The following is a 17,069-nucleotide window of genomic DNA, read 5'->3' as shown; positions in this document are numbered from 1 at the left end:
GAAAATACAGATATATCTGAGTTATACATAGCCGTTCCTGTTTACAAAAATATAAATATAATATATAATATATATCAGTTTAATTCTTATCAAGAATCGGGGGAGAGAGTTAGCTCAATGATCCTGATACCAACCTGAAAGGTGGTCCTGCTAACAGCGATAAGTAAAAAGGATTTTATGCTCTTCTTATCTATCGCATAGATAAGGGGAGTTTTTTTATATATAAATCCGAAAATGTATCAGACTTAAAGTCTTCAAAATACAGAAAAAATATAAATATATGAAAGTAGAGGATATAAAAATGGAAAAAGTGGAAAGTTTTAAACTGGATCATACAAAAGTAAAGGCACCTTATGTAAGAAAATGTTGTGTTTTAGATGGAGAAAAAGGGGACAAGGTTACAAAATTTGACCTTAGATTTTTACAGCCAAACGTGGAGGCTTTTGGAACTGCTGCTCTTCACGGACTAGAGCATCTTCTTGCTACATATCTTAGAGAGACTATGGACAATATAATAGACCTTTCACCAATGGGATGCAGAACAGGATATTATCTTATAATGTGGGGAGATGTTGAGCCTGCATACGTAAAAGAGGGACTTGAAAAAGCACTTGAAATGGTTCTTGATACAGATGAAATACCAGCTGCAACAGCAGTTGAATGTGGAAACTACAGAGACCTTTCTCTATTTGGAGCAAAGGAATACGCAAAGAAAGCCCTTGAAGAGGGATTCTCTTTAAACATATATGGCGAATAATGAATATATAAATCCTGAAATAGACAGAGAAGAGGTTCTGAGATATTTATGCTATCGAGGCCAGAAACTCGAGGATGATTTTTCTGATTCTATAGACAGGATAAGGGAAAAGACGAAATCTGTAATTACACCAAGAGCTGTATATGAAAAATATCCTATAGAAATACATGAACATGGAGTTGAAATAAAGGGAACAAATCTTGTTCTCGATGGAAAGGATATAAAAAAACTCCTGAGAGGATGCAGGGAGTGTATTCTTCTTGCAGCTACAATAGGGGTCGATATAGAAAGAGAAATCAGAAAAAGAGAGTATTCGAACCTTTCAGAAAGTCTGATAATGGATTCATGTGCGACAACTGCAATAGAGGAAGTATGCGATATAGTACAGGCTGAGATAGAAAACAATATCTCAAAATCAGGAATGAAGATAACTATGAGGTACAGCCCCGGATATGGAGATCTTCCGATATACAGAAATACAGAAATTCTGAATGTACTTCAGGCTCAGAAAAGAGCCGGAATAACTATAAACAGCAGTGGAATAATGATACCGAGAAAGTCGGTTGCTGCAGTTATAGGGATATACAATCCGGATGAAACCGGAGATATAAAAAGCAGTAAAAAATCATGTAAAGAATGCAGATGCTACAGCACATGTGTATATAGAAGAGAAAGCGGGGGATTTTGCTGTGGAAATCAGGGAATATCTTAAACAGGACAAAGTTCTTATATTTGATGGAGCTATGGGAACAATGCTTCAGAACAAAGGACTTAAAACAGGTGAAAATCCGGAAGTATTTGCTTATAATAATCCGGAAAAACTAGTTGATATACATAAACAGTATTTTGATGCGGGAAGTAATGTCGTACTTACATGTACTTTCGGATGTAATGAACTTAAACTTCCAGAAGGATATACAGTTGAGATGATAATAGAAAATGCCGTAAAAAGAGCAAGAGAGGCTATGGAAAAATCATCTTCACAGAAGGAAAAATACATTGCACTTGATATAGGACCTATAGGTGAAATGCTTGAACCTATGGGAACTGTAAGTTTTGATAGAGCATATGAAATATTCAAAAGACAGGTTGTCCGGGGAGTAAAAGCAGGTGTGGATGTCATAGTTGTAGAGACTATGATGGACCTTTATGAAATAAAGGCAGCTGTACTTGCAGCAAAGGAAAATTCAGATCTTCCTGTATTTGCGACTATGACATTTGACGAAAGTGGAAGAAGTTTTACAGGATGTCTTCCAGAAAGTATGGTATATACAATTCAGGGACTTGGTGTAGATGCAGTTGGAGTGAACTGTTCTTTGGGACCTGTTCAGATTCTTCCTATAGTTGAAAAGATAGCAGCTGTTTCTGATATACCGGTTATGGTACAGGCAAATGCAGGACTTCCATCTATGGTAGACGGAAAGGCAGTATACGATATAGATATAGAAGACTACTACAGAGGAGTAGAAAAATTTGTCGAAACAGGTGCCAAGATAATAGGTGGATGCTGTGGAACAAATCCTGATTATATAAGAAAAATATCGGATAACATAGATTCCATAAAAATAAAGAAAAGACATAAAAAATACATACCTGCAGTATGTTCTCCATCAAAGGTTGTAATGATGGATCAGCCGCTTGTAGTAGGTGAAAGAATAAATCCTACAGGAAGAAAGGCATTTAAAGAAGCCCTAAAAGCAAATAATACCGATTATGCTGTAAATCTTGCAATAGAGCAGGTAAACGGTGGAGCTGATATTCTTGAAATAAATACAGGACTTCCAGGAATAGATGAAAAAGCCGCAATGGTAACTATACTTAAAGAGGTTCAGTCTGTCACAGATACTCCTGTTCAGATAGACTCATCAAAACCGGATACACTTGAAGCAGGACTTAGATACTGCAACGGAAGAACAATTGTAAACTCTGTAAACGGTAAAGAAGAGTCTATGAATGAAATTCTTCCACTTGTACGGAAATATGGAGCATGTGTTGTAGCTCTTACTCTTGATGAGGATGGTATTCCGAAAAGAGCAGAAAAGAGATTTGAAATAGCAAAAAAAATAATAGATAGAGCAGAATCATACGGAATAAGAAAGTCAGATATAATAGTCGATTGTCTTTCTCTTACAGTATCTGCACAGCAGGAAGAGGCATACGAAACATTGAGAGCCATAAAAATGGTAAAAGAGCTTGGAGTGAAAACAACTCTAGGAGTTTCAAATATATCATTCGGGCTTCCAAACAGAAGAGCAGTGAATTCAGCATTCCTTACTCTCGCACTTGGAGCGGGACTTGATCTTGCCATAATAAATCCAAATGACGAGAGAATGATGGAAGCGATGATGTCTTATAAGGTCCTTAGAAATATAGACAGCGGATGTACAGAATATATAAAAAGATACAGTGAAATGAAGCAGGAAAATACCACTTCTCAATCAAAAGGAGATACACCGCTGAATATTCTTGTAGAAAGAGGAATAAAGGACGAGGCAAAAGAGAAAACAATTGAAATGCTTAAAAATCACGACGAGCATTATATACTTGACGAAATACTGATACCTGCACTTGACGAAGTTGGAAAGAGATACGAAAAAGGGGAAATTTTCCTTCCTCAGATGATACAGTCTGCCGAGGCTGTAAAGGCATCTCTGAATGTAATCAAGGAAAAACTGGCATCAGAAAATACTGGGGATAAAGTTTCGAAGGGAAGAATAATAGTCGCAACAGTTCAGGGGGATATCCACGATATAGGAAAAAACATAGTAAAAATAATGCTTGAAAACTATGGCTATGAAGTTGTAGACCTTGGAAAGGATGTTCCTGTGGAAAAAGTTGTTGATACAGCAGAAAAAGAAAATATAAAACTTGTAGGACTTAGTGCACTTATGACGACAACTGTTCAGAGTATGAAAGATACAATAGAAGCGCTGAAAACAAGACTTCCTGACGTGAAGGTATTTGTCGGAGGAGCTGTTCTTACTGAGGATTATGCAAAGGAAATAGGTGCGGATTATTACTCAAAAGACGCAAAATCTGCTGTGGAAATCGCTAAAATAAATTTATAAATCAAAAAAAGGTATTTAAAAATCTTTGGATTTAGTGTATACTAAGATGTATATTTTGTATATAATATAACCAGGAGAAAAGTCGCATAAAAGGATTAAAGTAGCGAGTGATTCTTTGTGTGATTTTATATGGAAATATTTTATCAATTTATCGTCAACATTAAAAAGAGGCTGTCGCATAGCGACAGCTTCTTTTTTGTTTTGTGAATAAGTCTGTGTATAAAATTTTTTGTGGATAACTATATGTGGATAAGTATCCTAGAAAGCCCAGTTTCCATTTATAAATATATCGACAGTTTCGCCGTCTGATTTTATACCTGTAATATTCATATCAGAAGAACCAATCATAAAATCCACATGAGCCATACTATCGTTTACACCTTTTTCATCAAGCATATTATCTGGTATATTTTCACCATCTTTTATATTGGTTCTGTATGCAGCTCCTATTGCAAGATGACATGATGCATTTTCGTCAAAAAGAGTATTGAAAAATACAGTGTTTGTATCTGATATAGGAGAGTTAAATGGAACAAGTGCAACTTCACCGATGTAGTGAGATCCCTCGTCTGTTTCTATAAGTTTTTTAAGTGTTTCAAATCCCTTTTCAGCAGAGAAATCTATTATTTTTCCATCTTTGAATGTTATTGAGAAATTGTCTATTATATTTCCTCCAAAAACAAGAGGTTTTGTACTGAAGACAGTACCGTTTACACCAAATTTATGTGGCATGCCGTATATTTCCTCTGTAGGAATATTAGGCGTAAACTCCACACCTGAAGGATCATATGCGTTTCCGCTCTGCCAGATATGCCCATCTGGAAGTTTTATTTCAAGATCTGTCTTATCAGATTTGAAATGAAGAGCCTTGAAATCCGCGTTGTTCAGAAAATCAGTTTTTTCTTTAAGAGATAGGTTGTGTTTTTTCCATTCTTCAACAGGATTTTCAAGGTCGGCCCTTGTGCATTTGAAAATAGCGTCCCAAAGCATTTTCACTGCGTTTTCAGGTGTCTCATCTGGGTATACTTTCTGAGCCCATTTTTCTGTAGGGCATGAAACAATACTCCATTTACACTTGTCTGTAAGAGTATATGAGCGCCATTTTTTAAGAGCTTTTCCGGAAGCTTTCTGAAAATCAGCGATTCTCTGAGGATCTACATCTTTAAGAAGATCGGGATCTGTTGCTGAAACAGTAAGGAAAGAACCGCCCTCTTCAGCAATTGATGTATATTTGTCGGCCTGCCACTGTGGATATTCATTGAATGAATCAGAAGGAGCAAGTTTATATGTGCTTAGCGTACAGTCATCATCGCTCCACTCTACATGAACTCGCTTTGCACCGCATTCATATGCATATCTTACAGCAGCTCTGGTGAAATCTGCACATTCGATAGGAGAGCGAACAAGAAGTGTTTCTCCGGGCTGTACATTTATGCCTGTTTTTACCGAAAGTTCGGCGTATTTTTCTAGATTTCGTTTAAAGTCCATTTTTTTAAACCTCCATTTCTGATAGAATTATATTATAAATAATATTATATCATCAAATAGATAATATACACATTTTTGTGTATAATAGGATATAGCTGAAATAATTGAGATAGATAAAACAGGAGGAACACATGGAACTAAGTGAAGCCATTTACTATAGAAAAACAACTGAATTTTTTTCAAATAAGAAATTAAAAGAGCATCTTATAGAAGATGTAAGAAGAGCATGTAATAATATAAGTTATATAGATGAGGATTTAAACATAAAAGCTCACGTAATAGATAAAGGACATCTGATACATTTCCTGATGGGAAAAGAATGTAAAATAAAAGCGCCGCATTATATAGTTGTAACATCAGAAGGTGGGAAAAATCATCTTCAGAATGCAGGATTTGCGCTTGAGGAAGTGGTTCTTTATATGACAAGTCTTGGAATAGCAACATGCTGGCTTGATTCACATCTTACAAAGGCGGATATTCTGGATTGCCTTCAGACAGAGGAAGATGAAAGAGAGTTTGTAAGAGATGAAAGCGGTTTTGAGGTATCAGAAATGATGAAAGATGCGGAGATAGATGAAAATATAGGAGAACCATGTACAATAATAGCATTTGGTATGCCTATAAAGTCAGAACCTCTTTTCAGAACAAGATTTGCAGTACCTGATAGAAAACCGATTGCAAAGATATCAAAGGGAATGACAGGAAAGTGGGAAAATGTAATGGAGCTTGTAAGAAGAGCTCCGTCTGTTAAAAACTCTCAGCCATGGTATGTATCAAAAGAGGGTAATTATATACACTTTTTTGAAAAAGTACCAAGAAAGGCACAGCTTAAAAATATGAGTGCGATAAGTATGGGTATTGCACTTAAACACCTGGATATAGCGTGTAGAGAAAATGATATAGATATAGTATATAAAGATATGGAACTTAGAAATAGAATCGGTGGAAGAGAATATTTTATATCAGTTGAAGAAAGAACAAATGCGGATGTAGAAGAGGAAATACAGGAAGAAATGTAGAATGCCTATTTAGGGGGTGTTTATATGTATAACTGTGCATCATGTAAAGGACAGGGATGTTATGCAAACGACGAGAAGAAAATGATGAAAGTTTGTCCTACAAAAGATAAAGAAATGAGAGAAAAAGCAAGAGCTCTTTATCACGAGGGGGATAACATGAAGATTGCCCATAATGCGGCAGAAGTAGAGGCTCAGGGGTACTGTCAGTGGACCAGAATAAAAGAGATAATAGAGTTTTCTAAAAAATGCGGATATAAAAAACTTGGTCTGGCATTCTGTATCGGTCTTTCTGATGAAGCTGAAACAGCCCGGAAAATATTCAGAAGTCACGGATTTGAAGTTGCATCCATAGCATGTAAAAATGGAGCTATACCAAAATCTGAAATAGGTATAGAAAGTGGGTGTACCGTATCCAGAGAACCTGATGAAGAAAATATGTGCAATCCTATAGGACAGGCATTATTTTTGAATGAGGAAAAGACAGATTTGAATATACTGTTTGGACTTTGCGTAGGACACGATACACTTGCCATAAAATACATGGATGCGCCTGTTACAGTTCTTGTAGCAAAGGACAGAGTTACAGGGCATAATCCGATAGCAGCGATATACAATGCAGGTTCATATTTCAAAGAAAGATTAAAACCTGATGATGAGCAATAATAATTGACATCATATACAAAAAACAATTATAATAGATATAATAAAATCCTTATGCCTGTTTACAAGAGTATAAGGATTTTCTGTGTACGAAAAAGTGATTTCGCTGAGCGGAATTTATAAGAAAATAAATATATAAAGGAGATATCTGAATATGATAAACGGAAAAGAAAAACTTATAGTTGCAATCGATACTGATGATTTTGACAAGGCTAAAGTTCTTATAGACAGCCTTGAGGACAGTGTTGATATATTCAAGGTAGGTCTAGAGCAGTATGTTGCTACAAGAGGAAAAACTCTTGATTACCTTAAGGAAAAAGGAAAAAAAGTATTCCTTGACCTTAAATTCCACGATATACCAAACACTATGAAAAGTGCAGTAAAGGCAGCTGTAAGAGATAATGTATGGCTTATGACAATACATGTTTCTGACTTTGAAGGAATGAGACAGTGTGCTGAAATAGCAAAAGAAGAAGCTGAAAGACTTAACATAGAAAAACCGCTTATAGTAGGTGTTACAGTTCTTACATCTCTAAGCAACGAGGATCTTCAGGATATAGGATGCAGCTATACTGCTGAGGAACTTGTTATAAAAAGAGCTCTTCTTGCAAAAAAATCAGGAATAGACGGTGTAGTTTGTTCAGCAAGAGAAGTTGACAAGATAGTAGAGGTATGCGGAGATGATTTCGTTACAGTATGCCCTGGTATAAGACCTGCTTCAGCTGAGGTTGGAGATCAGAAGAGAGTTGTTACTCCAGCAGACGCAATAAGAAGAGGAGCTAAGTACATAGTTGTAGGAAGACCTATAACTAAGGCTGAGAATCCAAAACAGGCTGCTATAGATATAGTTAAAGAAATAGAAAACGCATAATAAAAGAATATAGAGGTCAAAAGCAGCATTCAGGCTGCTTTTTGACTTTATAGAGAGATAGATTATAAAAGAAAAAGGAGATAAAAAATGCTTATACTTGCAGATAACTGGAAAGATTACGAGCTTATAGACATGGGTAACGGAGAAAAGCTTGAAAGATGGGGAGATATAGTACTTAGAAGACCGGATCCACAGGTTGTATGGCCAATGGAAAAAGAATGGGCTTTATGGAAAAATCCTCATGGACACTACCACAGAAGTAACAGAGGTGGGGGACACTGGGAGCACAAGAAAAGATATCCTGAAAAATGGGTTATAAACTACAAAAACCTTAAGTTCAATATAAAGCCAACAGGATTTAAACATACAGGTCTTTTCCCTGAGCAGGCTGCAAACTGGGACTGGATGATAGACAAAATAAAAGGAGCTAAAAGACCTATAAGAGTTCTTAACCTTTTTGCATATACTGGTGGAGCTACAGTTGCATGTGCATCAGCAGGAGCTGAGGTATGCCACGTAGACGCTGCCAAGGGTATGGTTACATGGGCAAAGGAAAATATAGAAACATCAGGACTTCAGAATCAGACAGTGAGATTTATAGTTGACGATGTTGTAAAATTTGTAGAAAGAGAAATAAGAAGAGGAAGAAAATACGACGCTATAATAATGGACCCTCCTTCATACGGAAGAGGGCCTAAGGGTGAAGTGTGGAAAATAGAAGACAAACTTTTCGACTTTGTAAAGCTTTGTATGGACGTATTATCTGATGATCCTCTATTCTTCCTTATAAATTCATATACTACAGGATTTTCACCGATAGTTCTTGAAAACGTGCTTTCAACTACGATAGGAAAAAAAGTAAAAGGTGGAAAAATATACGGAGGAGAAGTAGGTATACCGGCATCAAGAGATGGTAAAATACTTCCATGTGGTATATTTGGAAGATGGGAGAGATAACAATGGTTAAGGTTATCTATGAGGACAATCATCTTCTTGTAGTGGAAAAACCTGTGAACATACTTTCTCAGGGCGACAATACAAATGACGATGATATGGTCAATCTACTAAAAAAATACATAAAAGAAAAATACAACAAGCCGGGAAATGTATATCTTGGACTTGTACATAGACTTGATAGACCTGTAGGCGGTGTAATGGTGTTTGCAAAGACGTCAAAGGCTGCCTCAAGGCTTTCTGAACAGGTAAGAAACAAGACATTCAAAAAATCGTATAAAGCTGTTATACATGGAACTATGAAGCGAAAATCGGATATGCTGGAGGATTATCTTTATAAAAATAAAAAGACAAATATGGTAAGCGTAGTATCAAAAAATCACAAAGAGGGTAAATTCTCTCAGCTGTATTACGAAACTATAGGAAATAAAGATGGATTCAGCCTTGTAAAAATAGATCTGAAAACAGGAAGATCACATCAGATAAGGGTTCAGTTTGCATCGAGAAATCATCCTCTTTACGGAGATCAGAGATACGGTCAGAATGTAAATAAAGTCGGTCAGCAGATAGCTCTATGGTCAAATGTAATAGAACTTGTACATCCGACAACAAAGGAAAAAATGAAATTCGTATGCGAGCCGCCGAATGAGTATCCATGGAATCTTTTTTCGGGAGTGAAGTAAAATGAATCATTATACAGGATTTTATATAGACAGACCTCTTGGAAATAATGTATTTTCATACGAGGAAAGAGAAAATAAAAGTATATACGTTCCAGAACTTATAGAAGGAACGCTTTGCGATGTGAAAATCGGAGAAAAAGTGGTATTCAATGAGATAGACGATGATGGAAATGAAGTAAAGGCAAAAGGTCTTGAAAGAATGGTTGAATGGGATACAGAAGATGGAAAAAAAGTGTATATATTTGACAATCACAACCATGCGTTCTATTTCTGGAACGACGCACTACATCAGAATCTATTCAAAAGAGGATGTACTCTTGTACATGTAGACCAGCATAAGGATACCAGAGTTCCTGAAAACTACGATGTAAATACAGATGATATGGACGATGTATTTAGATACACAAATGAGGTTTTGAATGTAGGAAGCTTTATAAAACCTGCTATGGAGAAGAAAATATTTTCGGAGCTTATAATAATGGATAGTACTTATAGCCTGAAGGAAAATGTAAGTGGAGAATATGTTCTGGATATAGATCTTGATATATTCTCTACAGACATGGACTATATACCATTTGCAGATAGATTTGACAGAATACAGGAACTGATAAAAGGAGCGTCAGTCATAACGATAGCGACGAGCCCATATTTTATAGAACAGGATAAAGCCATAAAAGTATTAAAAGAATTGTTCAGTTATGATATAATATAATAGTTATACCGTGAAACAGGAACATGATGAAATGCAAATAAAATAATTATTATTAGGAGGAAAAATCATGGGATTATATGAAGCATGGAAAAATTTAAGTGAAAATCATGAAAGTCAGGAAGCTGAAATAGAGTTCTGGAAAGAGTACTTATCAGTAGAAAGAAATATATATAATGAAATATTAAACAATAAAACTCAGGTTGTAGAAGGAACTCCAGCTGAACTTGCTGAAAAATATTCAACAAATGCTGAATACTTCATGGGATTCATAGATGGAATAAGCGAAAGTCTTCAGGAGGATATAGATCTTGACGCTATAGAAGCTGATAAAGCTATATCTTTAAAAATAGACTGGGAAAAATTATACTACAACATGTGTGCAGCAGAAGCTAACTGGTTATATGAGTTAGAGGGATGGAATGATATACTTGCTGCAGATACAAGAAAAGCACTTCTTAAGAAGTACAAAACAAGCAAGACTGTAGTTAAAGAAAACAAAGTTGGAAGAAATGATCCATGTCCTTGTGGAAGTGGAAAGAAATATAAAAAATGCTGCGGTAAAAACGCATAGTTATTAAAGTATAAAGTTAATGCTGCCCAATAGTATTATTGGGCAGCATTTTTTAATCTGAAAGAATTTTTATAAGTTCAAGACACAATGCTTTTGCTTTCTCAAGATCTTCTATAGAAATATGTTCTTTTGTAGAGTGAACATTCTTCATATTCAGTCCAAGATTTACCGCATTTATTCCATTTTTTCTATATACATTTGCATTACATCCACCACCACATGATAGCGGATTAAATTTTAAATTTAGATTAGAACATGCTTTTTTGAAATCTTTTACGATTTCATCATCTTCAGATATATTGTATCCTGGAGTTCCGTACTTAAGGTCTTCTTCAAAGGAAGCACCATTAGATAAACATATTTCTTTAAAAGTATTTTTTACATTTTCTATAAGAGAAATAAGCTCATCTTTCAGATAACTTCTTGCTTCAAATTTCATTTCAACGGAACCCATTACAACATTTGTAGCAGTTCCACCAGAAATTACTCCAATATTTGAAGTTGTATTTTCATTTATTCTCCCGAAATTAAGTGATGTTATAGCTTCTGAAGCAACGCATAATGCATTTATACCATTTTCGGGACATACTCCTGCATGAGCTTCCTTTCCAATAACTTTTAGAGTGCCTTTACATCCATACGGTGTTTTTAAAATCATTGAGCCAACATCACCCTCACCATCAAGGACAAATACATATTTATGATCTTCAAAAATATTCAAATCCAAGTTTTTTGCTCCCTGAAGACTTTTTTCTTCACATACACTAAATACAAAAGTAAGTGGTGGATGAGGCAATTTTTTTTCTATTATTTCGTGGATTATTGAAATCATTACAGCAATACCACTTTTATCATCGGCACCTAGTATAGAATTACCATTGGTATATATTATAGAGTCTTTTATAATAGGATTTATAGCATTGCAGGGTTCTACAGTGTCCATATGGGCATCAAATGCTATTGGTTCACCTTGTCCATCAATTTTGACAATTATATTTCCGCAATTGCCATCGATAAGTATTCCTGCATTATCTTCGTATATATCGAGATAATCTTTATAATACGAAAGAGATTTTTTTATATAATCAGCCACACATCTTTCATTTTTTGATGGAGATGAAAGCTTCACAAGATCAAGAAATATAGATAAAATATCCATTTTTTATTACCTTTCTATATATATTTTATAAATTCATCATAAGAAGAGATATCCAAAAGTTTTTCTTTATTTTCATTTAGATATCTATATATGTATTTAAAAATATTTATATTTTTAGTCATACTTGCACTCATCATGGTGATAAGTATATCTGAAATATTGTTGCCCTCTACAGTGACATTTTTATCAAGATGTATATATATACACATACAAAAATTTTCTTTTTTACTTATACAGTGAGGAATTGAAAAATTGTTTATTACCAGAGAATTACCGGAAGCTTCTCTTTCAAGTATACGTGAAGCCTCATCTGCATTTATAGCGTTACAGTCACAGAGCTTTCTACATATATCTGAAAGGATATCTCTATATGTCTGAGAAGGCTTAACAGAATATGTAAAGCTGTACTCCTTTGGAAATATAGACTGTATATTTCTATTTATACTTATATTTTCAAGTTTTTCTTTTATATTTGAAATTTCATTTTCGCTTAAAATATACGGTGCAGAAAAAACCGGTATATCTGTATGTATATCTTTTGATGTACCATTGAGTATTATCGAAAATGATTTAATGCTATCTAAATCAAGTCTATCTGTTATCTCAACATTACAGTTAGAAACACTGGATTCTATTAATTGCTTATTTATATTGGCAATAGAATTTATATTTGAGTATATAAGTATGTTGTGTTTGTGATTTCTCATATCCTCCATACCAACAGTAAAATAAAGCCCGATTAAATCTCTGTTTGGAATCTGATATCCATATAATTTTTCCATATAATTTATAAATATTATACTAAGATCAAATGAAAAAGGATAAAGTGCTTTGATATTAGATATATTATAAACTTCGTAATTTTTCAGATATGCTGGATAGCATAAAATTCTCTTAAGATGATGATAAAGCTGAGAAGCAAGTTTTGGATTATCAAATCGTATTGAATTTTCAGCTTCGATAAGAGAAAGTACATTTTCTATTTGAGATATATTAAGATTCAGATTTACAGATATACAATAGTCCGATATTGAAGATAATGTAGCTATATTTTCAGGAGTGAAATCTATATCACAATATTCAAAAATATGCTCAAAATCAGTGTTGGTATCCTTATTCTTTTGCCCTTTAAATACAACAGATGAAATAAACAAATCAGCTATATCTGAGGATATAACGTTTGGGAAATACTCTTTTATCTCAGGACTATGTTCTATACAATTGCATAACTTTTCATATTCAGCAGAAGTTATGTTCATTTTATCCAAGTAATACCCTGTATTTCCGCTTATAAGGGAACTTAATAAAAAACATTTTTTCTCTGTTGATTCATTTAGATGGTGACCTTTATTTGAAACCTCTATATTCATAAAAGAAGAATATTTCTCTTTTATAAGGTTTAATTTTTCTGAAACACTTATTCTTGATAAATACAGAATATCGGATAATTTTTCTATAGTAAGATAATCATTATTTATAAGTTCAAAAATAATTACTTCCTCATCATTTATAATTTTTTCCATAAAACTGTTATAAGCTTTTCGATCATTTATTATTATTTTATATCCAGATCCTTTTACATTCACAATAAGCTGACCTATATCATTGCTTTCGAGAAATTCCTTTATAGTTGATAAATCCCTCATTATAGTTCTTTTGGATTTCATAACAACTCCAGCAATATTTTCAGAAGATATAGGAACTTCTGATTTTGAAAGAAGATCTATTATTGACAATTGTCTATCATTAAGCATCTTTATCACCCTCTATATTTCTAAAGGCATATTTTATTTTTTCTATACCATCAAGTAACTTTTTCCTTGGGCACCCAAGATTCATTCTCAGGAATCCAGTTCCGTTTTCTCCATACACGTCACCTGACATTATTCCTATTTTACCATCAATAACAAGAAGTTTCTGTATTTCTTCAGATGATAATCCTGTTTTTCTCATATCTATCCATGCCAGATAAGTAGATTGCGGCATTTTGAATGAAATAGAAGGAAATTCTGTTTCAAAGAATTCTTTTAGAAGAATCATATTAGATTCTGTATAAGAAACAAGTTCATCTATATAGTAATCACATTTTTCATAGGCACTCATAGTAGCAATCATACCCATTATTGCCGCTGAATTTACAAAATCCTTTTGTCTTGTCTGAATAAGAAAGTCTTCTCTAATATCCGAAGATGGAACCAGTAAATAAGAGCCTCCCAGTGCAGGGATATTAAATGTCTTTGAAGCGGAGTTTACAAGAATAATATTTTTATATATGTTGTAGTATTTTAGAATAGGAATATGTCTATTTTCCCAAAGTACAATATCACTGTGTATCTCATCGCTTATAATAAAAACATTATATTTTTTACATAGAAGTACTATTTTATCAAGCTCCTCTTTACTAAAAACTTTACCGGTTGGATTGTGTGGAGAACACAGAAGTAGTATTTTGCTTTTTGAAATACTTTTTTCAAAATAATCAAAATCAATTTTATAATCATTATCAAAATCAAGAGGAATAGGATTTATTATTCTATTATTTTTTTTAATTACATTTATAAATGCATCATACATAGGATCGAAGACTGATATTAAATCATCTTCTTTGCTTAACATACGAATAAGTACAGATACACTATACATTACACTTGGACTATACAATACCCGGTTTTCATCTATGCCAGTGCTAAAAGATTTTTCATAGTGTTTCTTTATTTTACTTTTGAATTCGTGATGATTCCATCTTGTATACCCGAAAATTCCGTGCTCGAGAACCTTTTGAAGATCATCAATAATTTCTTTGGGTGCTCTAAAATCGGTATCAGATATGGAAAATGGAAGAAGATCGCTAACTCCGAATCTGTCTTGTATATAATCCCATTGAGTACAAAAAGTTCCTTTTCTATCTATTATTTTATCGAAATCATGTTTCATAAATAAAAACCTCACATATTACAGATTGATTATAAAAGAATAAAGAAACAAGTGTATCGTATTGATACACTTGTATAGTTATTCAAAAATGTTTTTTACTTTGCAAGAGCAGCTTTTTTAGCACGATGTTTCATCATCATCTGTTTAAATACAAGTATAAGAATTACATTAAGTGCTACACCGAATGCAAATGCAAGATAGAATGCCCATCCAGGAGTCATAAGACCAAGAAGAGGGTCAAATACTCCAAGTCCTGGAGCCATACGTTCTATGCCAAGCATTATAGTAAGAACACCTGTTATTCCACCAGCTATAGTATTTGCTGATATCATTGGGATTGGATCAGCCATTGCAAATGGTATTGCAGGTTCTGTGGCTACTGTACCACCAACAATAATAGCGGAAAGTGCCATATCGTGTTCCTCTTCAGAGAACATTTTAGGTCTAAGAAGAGCAGCTATACCTGCAGCAACAGGTGGAACAGATGCAACAACACCGACTATCGCATACCAAGTAAATATTTTCTCTGCAACAAGAGAGAAGCAGAAGAACCAGGCAATTTTATTTATTGGTCCACCCATATCAAATGCAAGCATTGCACCTATAAGGAATGCTAGAGGATATTTATACTGAGGTGGTACACTGTTAAGGAACTCAAGCATTCCTCCCATAAGTCCGGCAAGGAATGGTCCTACAAGATAGAATGTGAACGCACCAAATATAAATATTGTAACAAATGGTATTATAACAAGGTTCATAAGTGATTTTACAGTCTGTGGATAGTTATATGATTTTATCCATTTTACAAAATAACCTATTGTTAAACCGAAGAATATTGCTCCAAGGAATCCACATCCAGATTCAGTTCCAAGCATATCTTTGTTATTTGCAAAATAAGTTATAATGAATGCAGGAGCAAGACCCGGTTTATCAGCTATACTATAAGCTATGTATCCACCCATAACAGGTATCATGAATGTAAAGCCAAGGTAACCAATCTGCTCCATTATCCATGCAAAAGAAGCACCGCCATCTTCAAAGCTTGTATAAGGCATACCAAGTCTCATAAGTACGTTTGCAAGTGCTACAAGTACACCACCACCGATAACAAAAGGAAGTGCAGCTGATATACCAGCCATAAGGTGAGACATTATACTTCCCCGAGCAGCTTTCTGGCTTCCTAGTTTTATTTTAGTATTATTAGTATTGGAATTATTATTGCTATTATCAACACTGTCATATACGACAGCTCTCTCTTCAAGATGATCGAAAATAGTTTTTACTTCTTTAAGAGCATCACTGACTTTCATATCTATTACTTTTTTACCTGCAAATCTTGCTTTGTCTGAATCTGAAAGACCCTTTCCGACTGCAAGTATAACGTAATCAGCTTCAGCAATCTGCTGATCTGTAAGTCTGTTTTCTACACCACTTGCACCCTGTGTTTCAACATGTATCTCATGACCAAGTTCTCTGGCTTTTTTTTCAAAAGCTTCAGCAACCATATAGGTATGAGCTATACCTGCAGGGCAGTTTGTTATAGCTACTATTTTAAGATTCTTCATTTGAAAAATTACCCCCTTATGAAATTTAAAAATTATTAAGCTATCACTTCATTTATTGATTTAAGAACATCCTCTTCTGAAGCATTTTTAAGGACATCTACAAAATCTTCATGCATAAGTTTTCTTGCAAATTTTGAAAGTGTTTTAAGATGAAAATCATTCTGATCATCTGGAGCTATAAGACACACACAGACATTTACAGGATCTCCATCAAGTGATTCCCATTCAATATCATTTGAACATCTTACAAAAAGTATACCAGCTTCTTTGACACACGCATGTCTTGCATGTGGTATCGCTATTCCATTTCCAAATCCAGTAGTACTTTCGGTTTCTCTTTCACATAGAGCCTTGAAAAATGTATCTGAATCAGAAACTTTTCCAAGTTTAAATGCCATAGAAGCAAGTTCTTTTAATGTTTCTTCCTTAGTAGTTGTATTCAGGTTAAAATTAACGTTTTCTTTTGTAACTAAATTCATAAATCATATCTCCTTTCGTTAAATTCATTATATATAAATATTCGAAATTTAAAAATTACGATAATGTCATAGGGGGAATGACAAACTATAAATCAGTAAAGCTTTTGTCAAAATCGAGTGACAAATTCTTTATACAAAAAAGGGTGAAA

16 protein-coding genes are annotated in these 17,069 nt (G+C 34.1%); 10 read left to right on the top strand and 6 right to left on the bottom strand.

Annotated elements, in window-relative coordinates:
- Positions 1-301: 301 nt before the first annotated feature.
- Genes EXD82_RS05920 through EXD82_RS05910 form a run of 3 tightly spaced genes read left to right on the top strand, consistent with a single transcriptional unit; the run spans position 302 to position 3,825 of the window.
- Positions 302-757: an S-ribosylhomocysteine lyase gene (locus EXD82_RS05920; RefSeq protein ID WP_142536003.1), complete on the top strand. Its 456-nt coding sequence runs from the start codon at positions 302-304 to the stop codon at positions 755-757.
- On the top strand, positions 747-1,469 hold the full coding sequence (locus tag EXD82_RS05915) for a vitamin B12 dependent-methionine synthase activation domain-containing protein (protein ID WP_142536002.1): 723 nt from the start codon (positions 747-749) through the stop codon (positions 1,467-1,469). The genes EXD82_RS05920 and EXD82_RS05915 overlap by 11 nt, the downstream gene beginning before the upstream one ends.
- On the top strand, positions 1,447-3,825 hold the full coding sequence (locus EXD82_RS05910) for a homocysteine S-methyltransferase family protein (protein WP_142536001.1): 2,379 nt from the start codon (positions 1,447-1,449) through the stop codon (positions 3,823-3,825). The genes EXD82_RS05915 and EXD82_RS05910 overlap by 23 nt, the downstream gene beginning before the upstream one ends.
- A gap of 258 nt (positions 3,826-4,083) precedes the next feature.
- On the opposite strand, the gene EXD82_RS05905 is transcribed toward EXD82_RS05910, so the two are convergent.
- Complete coding sequence (locus EXD82_RS05905; RefSeq protein ID WP_142536000.1) at positions 4,084-5,313, bottom strand: aminopeptidase; 1,230 nt, start codon at positions 5,311-5,313, stop codon at positions 4,084-4,086.
- Positions 5,314-5,444: 131 nt separating this feature from the next.
- On the opposite strand from EXD82_RS05905, the gene EXD82_RS05900 reads away from it, so the two are divergent.
- From EXD82_RS05900 to EXD82_RS05870, 7 genes are all read left to right on the top strand, one after another.
- Positions 5,445-6,332 (top strand): nitroreductase family protein, encoded by an 888-nt coding sequence (locus tag EXD82_RS05900; RefSeq protein WP_142535999.1) that lies wholly within the window; start codon positions 5,445-5,447, stop codon positions 6,330-6,332.
- Positions 6,333-6,356: 24 nt separating this feature from the next.
- Positions 6,357-6,995: a DUF1847 domain-containing protein gene (locus EXD82_RS05895; protein ID WP_142535998.1), complete on the top strand. Its 639-nt coding sequence runs from the start codon at positions 6,357-6,359 to the stop codon at positions 6,993-6,995.
- Positions 6,996-7,146: 151 nt separating this feature from the next.
- Entirely contained in the window at positions 7,147-7,863 is a 717-nt protein-coding gene (pyrF, locus tag EXD82_RS05890) for an orotidine-5'-phosphate decarboxylase (protein ID WP_142535997.1), read from the top strand.
- 87 nt (positions 7,864-7,950) lie between these two features.
- Entirely contained in the window at positions 7,951-8,820 is an 870-nt protein-coding gene (locus tag EXD82_RS05885; protein WP_142535996.1) for a class I SAM-dependent methyltransferase, read from the top strand.
- A 2-nt stretch (positions 8,821-8,822) separates the two neighbouring features.
- A complete protein-coding gene (locus EXD82_RS05880; protein ID WP_142535995.1) occupies positions 8,823-9,500 on the top strand; it encodes an RluA family pseudouridine synthase in 678 nt (225 codons plus the stop codon).
- Between the two features lies 1 nt (position 9,501).
- The gene (locus EXD82_RS05875; RefSeq protein ID WP_142535994.1) at positions 9,502-10,212 is read left to right on the top strand and encodes a peptide arginase family protein; all 711 of its coding nucleotides are present in this window, start codon (positions 9,502-9,504) and stop codon (positions 10,210-10,212) included.
- A gap of 67 nt (positions 10,213-10,279) precedes the next feature.
- Positions 10,280-10,783, top strand: coding sequence for an SEC-C metal-binding domain-containing protein (locus EXD82_RS05870; RefSeq protein WP_142535993.1), 504 nt, complete (start codon positions 10,280-10,282; stop codon positions 10,781-10,783).
- A gap of 52 nt (positions 10,784-10,835) precedes the next feature.
- Here the strand turns inward: EXD82_RS05870 and EXD82_RS05865 are convergent, their stop codons facing one another.
- The 5 genes from EXD82_RS05865 to EXD82_RS05845 form a co-directional block, all read right to left on the bottom strand.
- Positions 10,836-11,942, bottom strand: a complete 1,107-nt coding sequence (locus EXD82_RS05865) for a M20/M25/M40 family metallo-hydrolase (protein WP_142535992.1) — start codon at positions 11,940-11,942, stop codon at positions 10,836-10,838.
- 14 nt (positions 11,943-11,956) lie between these two features.
- Positions 11,957-13,696 (bottom strand): PTS sugar transporter subunit IIA, encoded by a 1,740-nt coding sequence (locus EXD82_RS05860; RefSeq protein ID WP_142535991.1) that lies wholly within the window; start codon positions 13,694-13,696, stop codon positions 11,957-11,959.
- On the bottom strand, positions 13,689-14,876 hold the full coding sequence (locus EXD82_RS05855; RefSeq protein ID WP_142535990.1) for a MalY/PatB family protein: 1,188 nt from the start codon (positions 14,874-14,876) through the stop codon (positions 13,689-13,691). Before EXD82_RS05855 ends, EXD82_RS05860 begins: the two co-directional genes overlap by 8 nt.
- Before the next feature lie 95 nt (positions 14,877-14,971).
- A complete protein-coding gene (locus EXD82_RS05850) occupies positions 14,972-16,441 on the bottom strand; it encodes a fructose-specific PTS transporter subunit EIIC (RefSeq protein WP_142535989.1) in 1,470 nt (489 codons plus the stop codon).
- A 35-nt stretch (positions 16,442-16,476) separates the two neighbouring features.
- Positions 16,477-16,920: a PTS fructose transporter subunit IIA gene (locus EXD82_RS05845; protein WP_142535988.1), complete on the bottom strand. Its 444-nt coding sequence runs from the start codon at positions 16,918-16,920 to the stop codon at positions 16,477-16,479.
- Between the last annotated feature and the right edge of the window lie 149 nt (positions 16,921-17,069).

The sequence above is a fragment of the Peptacetobacter hominis genome (assembly GCF_006861675.1).
In the GTDB taxonomy this organism is placed as follows: domain Bacteria; phylum Bacillota; class Clostridia; order Peptostreptococcales; family Peptostreptococcaceae; genus Peptacetobacter; species Peptacetobacter hominis.
The sequence above is the reverse complement of the archived record's forward strand: the minus strand, read 5'-3'. Positions and strand labels throughout refer to the sequence as shown.